The sequence below is a fragment of the Hyalangium sp. genome (genome assembly GCF_035629615.1).
Classification (GTDB): domain Bacteria; phylum Myxococcota; class Myxococcia; order Myxococcales; family Myxococcaceae; genus Hyalangium.
This window is the reverse complement of record NZ_DASPHO010000725.1, coordinates 1-5,265: the sequence shown is the minus strand read 5'-3', so window position 1 is coordinate 5,265 and position 5,265 is coordinate 1. Positions and strand designations below refer to the sequence as shown.

Here is a 5,265-nt window from a genome sequence, read left to right as displayed (position 1 = left end):
AGACAGTTGCGGGGGTGAGCTCCCGGCACGAGCCGCCCAGGCACTGGACGAAGTGGATGGAGCCGTGGACCTCGACCATGCGCTCCTCGGGGAAGCCGGCCTTCTGGAACTGGCCATCCACGTTGGAGGTGAAGACGAAGGCCCCGTGCCGCATGCGGGCAGCCCAGCCGCGCAGCAGCGCGAAGCCGGGGTGGGGAGTCGTCGATCGGTACAGCCCAAGCCGGTGGCCATAGAAGCCCCAGGCGAACTCGGGATCCCGCTCGAACCAACGGGGGTTGGCCATGGAGGCGAAGTCCAGGCCGAGCTTCGCGTAGGGAGGGTAGGCCTTCCAGAAGCCCTCGTTGCCGCGGAAGTCGGGCAGGCCCGAGTCGACGCCCATGCCCGCGCCCGCCCCGATGAGGAGCGCGTCGGCGGAGCGGAGCACCTGGGCGGCACGGCGGAGTTCCGGCTGGGACATGGAGGGAGATCTGCGTTCTGCCCGGAGGGCCTCAGCGTGAGCGCTGCACGGTGGGTGTCCGCGCCGCGCCCGGGCCTTGCGCAGTGCTGTCCCGGACGCTCTCCGCCTGGGCGCAGAGCGCGCGAATTGTCTGCTCGGTCTGCCTCGCGAGCGTGGTCAGCAGCGCCCCGTCCGAGGTCGGGCCGTGCCACAGGAGCTGGGTGCGCTCCGCGGACAGCCGGGCCTCCACGCGCAGCCGCGTGGGGTTCACCGCCGGCGAGGGACCGCTCTCGAAGATGGCCAGGGTGCGCAACGTCTCACGGCTGGAGGGCGCCCCCTCCTCTGTCAGGTGCAGGGTGAAGTCCGCCGCGGGGATCGCCGTGAGCGCCTCGGCGAGCGCGCCGTCCGCGCCATAGGCCCGCAGGGCGTCGTACGCGAGTCCTCCGAGCGGCGCATCCAGCAGCTCGGCATGGGCGTAGCGCGCCACCTCCTGGGGCGCGGCGTCCGCCTCGATGGAGAGGGTGGCGGGGAAGGCGTAGTCGAGGTTGCCCAGCATGCGCGAGGCATCCACCGGGTAGTGGCTGCTCACGCGCGCGCTCTGCTCCAGGCTGATCCGGACCGAGGAGCGCTGGAGCTGCGTACTGTAGGCGAGCGCGCACGCGGCCAGCAGGATCGCCTCCTGAGAGACGAAGAAGAGGGTCGAGGCCCGCTGGAGCGCGGCGGCGTCGATCACGGCCAGCGCGCCGGGAGCAGGCGCTGCCTGGGCCCCTGTCACCGTGGGCCGCTCGGGCGCTGCCACCAGTGCCCGAGCGAGCCAGTGCGCGCGGGCCTCGGAGGCAAGCCGCGGGAGCTGGATCTCGGTCATGAGCTCCCGGACCCACCGGGTCAGCGCGCCGCTCTGCGGCGTCAGCCGCACCCGCCCACGCGTCCGGGACTGCTCGCACGCCTCCGCGAGATCCGTGGCGAGGATCCGCCAGGAGGACTCGTCCAGCAGGGCCGGGTGGCTGGCCGCCAGGAGCCACGCCGGGCTGCGCGGACCGCGATCGCAGAAGACGAACGAGACCAGGCTGCCGGTGCACTGGCCGATCTCGGCGCCCAGCTCCCGGGCCGTTCTCTCCACCAGCTGCCAGCTCTCCTCATCCGGCCGCGAGGTGAGCTCGAGCCGAGTCAGGGGCACAGGGCTCTTCTCGGGCGTGATGACCGCGGCCCATGACTGCGTGCCGCCCTGCTCGGACTGTGCGAAGCGAAGGCGCAGCGTCTCGTGCGCCGCCCACACCGCGTGGAGCGCCTCCTCCACATGCTGCGCCCGTGTCCCTTCCGGCAGCTCGAACACCCTGCAGGCGCCGGTGGGGTGCTCGATGGCGCGGGCCGGAGCGTGGACGGCATGCATCGCGGGCGTCAGCGGCACGAGTCCTGCGGGCGTAGGCCCTTCGGGCACCCCCTCGTCGCGGGAAGCAGCCCCGGCGGAGGAGGCATTTGACTGGGGCGTCGCGATCCCCTCGGTGGCTTCCTCACCGCGATCGCGCACGAGGGGCTGGGGCTCGAAGGAGGGGTACGTCGAGCGCACGGCGTTCCGGGACACCCGCCCCAGGGAGGATCTCGGCAGGCTGCACGAGGGCAGCAGGACGATCTCCGTCGGAGCCACGCCGTGGCGCTGCTTCACGTTCAGGCGGATGGCACGGGTGATCTCTCGAAGCAGGGCCTGCTCTCGCGCGGATGCGGCCGTGAGGTTCCTAGGCAGGGAGGCCTCGGCGACGACCACGAGGTGCTCCTCCCGCCCCTGCTTGTGGGCGAAGGCCGTGCTGCTGCCGGGCAGCAGCGCCGGGTGGCTCGCCTCCACGTCGAACTCGAGATCGTGGAGCCGCAGATCCTGGCCCTCCCAGATGATCACGTCCTGGATGCGGCCGGTGACGTACAGCTCTCCGCCCGAGGTGGCCCCGAGATCGCCGGTGCGCAGGAAGGCCCGCATGGCGGCCGCCGAGCCCGCCAGGCGCCCACGGAAGGCCTCAGAGGTGGTGCCCACCCGGCCCCAGTAGCCATCCGCGACGCTCAGGCCCGTCACCCAGATCTCGCCAATCTCCTGGTCGCCGCGCAGCGCGCGTGTGGTGGGGTTGACGATGATCACCTGCACGCTCGACGCCGGGCCGGAGCTCACCAGCTTCGTCGCAGCCCCTCGCCGCTCGGTGATGCGCTGCTGTGCCAGCGCGTCCACGCCCACGCCGCGCAGCAGGGGCCCGTCCTCGGACTTGCTGCAGGAGACCAGGTACGTGCACTCCGCGAGCCCGTACACGGGCCGGAACGCCTTCTGCTGGAACCCGCAGCGGGCGAAGTGCGAGGAGAAGCGCTCCATCGTCTCGGCGCGGACGGCCTCACCGCCGGTGAAGGCCACGCGCCAGCGGCTCAGATCGAGCCCGGCCCGCTCGGCATCGCTCACGGTCCGCACGCAGAGCTCGTAGGCAAAGTCGGGCGCGCCGCTGATGGTGGCGCCGTGAGTGGAGATGGCCTCCAGCCACCGCAGCGGCTTCTCGAAGAAGACCCGCGGCGGCAGGAGGACGACGGGCAGGCCCGTGAACACCGGCTGGAGCACGCCTTCAATCAGGCCCAGCCCCTGGTGTGTGGACAGCCACAGCAGGAGCTTGTCCGAGGGCGTCTGGCCCAGCCCGCGGCGCAGGGCCTCGGAGTTGTCGAGCAGGCTGGCGTGGGTGACCCGGACGCCCTTGGGCGAGCCGGTGGTGCTGGAGGTGTACTGGAGGACCGCGATGGCGCGCGGATCCACGAACGGCGGCGTCCAGTCAGGCGGCGCGGCAGCGGGGGTGATGCCCTCGGCGAGGATCAGATCAATGTTGGCCGCCAGGCCGTCGATCGTCAGACGCTGGCCATCGGCGGGGCGCTTTCCGCCCACGAGTGCGGCGGCGGCTCCGGAGTCGTGCGCGACGGTGGCCAGCAGCTTCGCACCCGCATCCTGCGAGCTGCACATGGGTGGGGGAACGGGGACGGCGATCACTCCCGCGTAGAGGCAGCCGAAGAGGCTGGTGACGTAGGTGGGGCCGGGCGGCAGGAAGATGAGGACGCGCTGCCCGGACAGGGCGCGGGCCTCCAGCTCCATGGCGATGGCCCGCGCGTGCCGATCCAGCTCGCCGTAAGTGAGGGTGATGTCCTCGGAGGGCTCGGCGCCCAGGAAGGTGAAAGCCGGCACATGCCCCTGCTCCGCCCCTCGCCGCCGGAGGATGTCAGCGAAGGTCCGCGCTTCCTTCCAGAGCTGGCGCGCCCCACCGCTGGCAGGGGAGTGTGTGAGTTCTTTCACGGCTCCTCACAGGATCCATCGAATAGCAGGGAGCTGTCCATCCCTTGGAAATGCAACGGAAAAATCCAACGGCTCCTGTGTAGGATGGGCTGCGAAGGAGGTTTCAGGGACCCTGGAGCGCTCGGCTGCCGGGATGCTCGCAGGCAGCCATCCGTCTGGTGTAGGGATAGCGCCGCATGTTTCGCAACCTTCGTGAGCTCTACCAGTACCGGGGCCTGCTGCTCAGCCTCACCCTTCGGGAGCTGAAGGCCCGCTACCGGGGCTCGGTGCTCGGGTTCCTGTGGACGTTCCTCAACCCGACGCTGCAGATGCTCGTCTACACGCTGCTGTTCTCGGTCTACATGCGGCAGCAGATCGACAACTACACGTACTTCATGTTCATTGGCCTGCTGCCGTGGATCTGGTTCTCCAGCTCCGTGAATGGAGGGGCCAGCGCCATCAGTGATCGGCGCGATCTGCTGACGAAGGTGCGCTTCCCGGCTCAGGTGCTACCGGCGTCCGTGGTGGCCACCAACCTGTGCAACTTCGTGCTGTCCATGCCACTGCTGTTCGTGCTGGGGCTCATCGTCGGCCGCTGGCCCTCGTGGCACGTGGTGGCCTTTCCGCTGGTGGTCCTCACGCAGCTGGTGGTGACGCTGGCGCTCGTGTACCTCATCTCCGCCATCAACGTCGTCTTCCGGGATCTGCAGCAGATCGTCGCCAACCTGCTGACGATGTGGTTCTTCATCACGCCCATCTTCTACCAGGCGACGACGATCCCCGAGCGGTTCCGGGACCTGATGGTGCTGGGCAACCCCATGGCGGTGATGGTCCTCTCGTACCGGTCCATTTTCTACGATCGGCAGTTCCCCGCGGCGGGGCCGCTGGCGATGTGGTTCGGCATCGCGCTCGTCCTGCTGGCAGTGGCGTCCGTCATCTTCGAGCGCCGCCGCGAGGAGTTCGCGGAAGTGGTCTGAGCCAGGCAGCGGATCGCTCAGGCCTGGACCCCGATGCCCGCCGGATCTCCCGAGAGATCGTGGTAGCAGACGACGTTGCTCGCGAAGAAGTGGCACACCACGGACTTGCGCGTGTGCGAGCGCACCCGCCGCGGCGAGCCGCCGTGGATCAGGTTGTGGTGCCAGATGAGGACATCCCCCTTCTTCGGGGTGAAGTACGAAGGTGGGAGGCCCCGCGCCGCCAGGACCTGGGTGACGGGCGTGGAGCCGGTCTCCACGGGATCGGCTCCGATCACCAGGGGGAGGAGCGCAAGGAGGTTGCGCGGAACGGCCTCCTTCACGGCCGGAGGAATCCGCTCGAGGACGAAGCGCGGGACGGCGCTCTTCAGCAGGCTGAGCGCGGGAGGAAGCATGTGCTTGGAGTTCATAAACTCTGTAAAGATACCGCCGGTTTGAGCCAGACAGGGACCATGGACGCGATCGTCATCCGCAACGTCGTCAAGCACTTCAAGAAGAGCACGATCCGGCGAGAGTACACGACGCTGAAGACGGAGCTGGTGAAGTGGCTGACGGGCAAGCGAGAGCGTCCT

Annotated in this window: 4 protein-coding genes; 1 reads left to right on the top strand and 3 read right to left on the bottom strand. The window is 69.6% G+C overall.

All coding sequences use genetic code 11. The features are described 5' to 3' along the window. Together VD972_RS36150 and VD972_RS36145 are read right to left on the bottom strand one after the other, a co-directional pair. On the bottom strand, window positions 1-457 hold a 457-nt coding region (locus tag VD972_RS36150), incomplete at its 3' end, for an SIR2 family NAD-dependent protein deacylase (protein WP_324993370.1). Between the two features lie 31 nt (window positions 458-488). Further along, window positions 489-3,740 carry an AMP-binding protein gene (locus VD972_RS36145; protein WP_324993369.1) on the bottom strand — a complete coding sequence of 1,084 codons (3,252 nt, stop codon included), beginning with the start codon at window positions 3,738-3,740 and terminating at the stop codon, window positions 489-491. 176 nt (window positions 3,741-3,916) lie between these two features. Here VD972_RS36145 and VD972_RS36140 point away from each other — a divergent pair, with 176 nt between their 5' ends. Continuing rightward, window positions 3,917-4,696: an ABC transporter permease gene (locus VD972_RS36140; protein WP_324993368.1), complete on the top strand. Its 780-nt coding sequence runs from the start codon at window positions 3,917-3,919 to the stop codon at window positions 4,694-4,696. A 17-nt stretch (window positions 4,697-4,713) separates the two neighbouring features. On the opposite strand, the gene VD972_RS36135 is transcribed toward VD972_RS36140, so the two are convergent. Continuing rightward, window positions 4,714-5,103 carry a hypothetical protein gene (locus VD972_RS36135; protein ID WP_324993367.1) on the bottom strand — a complete coding sequence of 130 codons (390 nt, stop codon included), beginning with the start codon at window positions 5,101-5,103 and terminating at the stop codon, window positions 4,714-4,716. Between the last annotated feature and the right edge of the window lie 162 nt (window positions 5,104-5,265).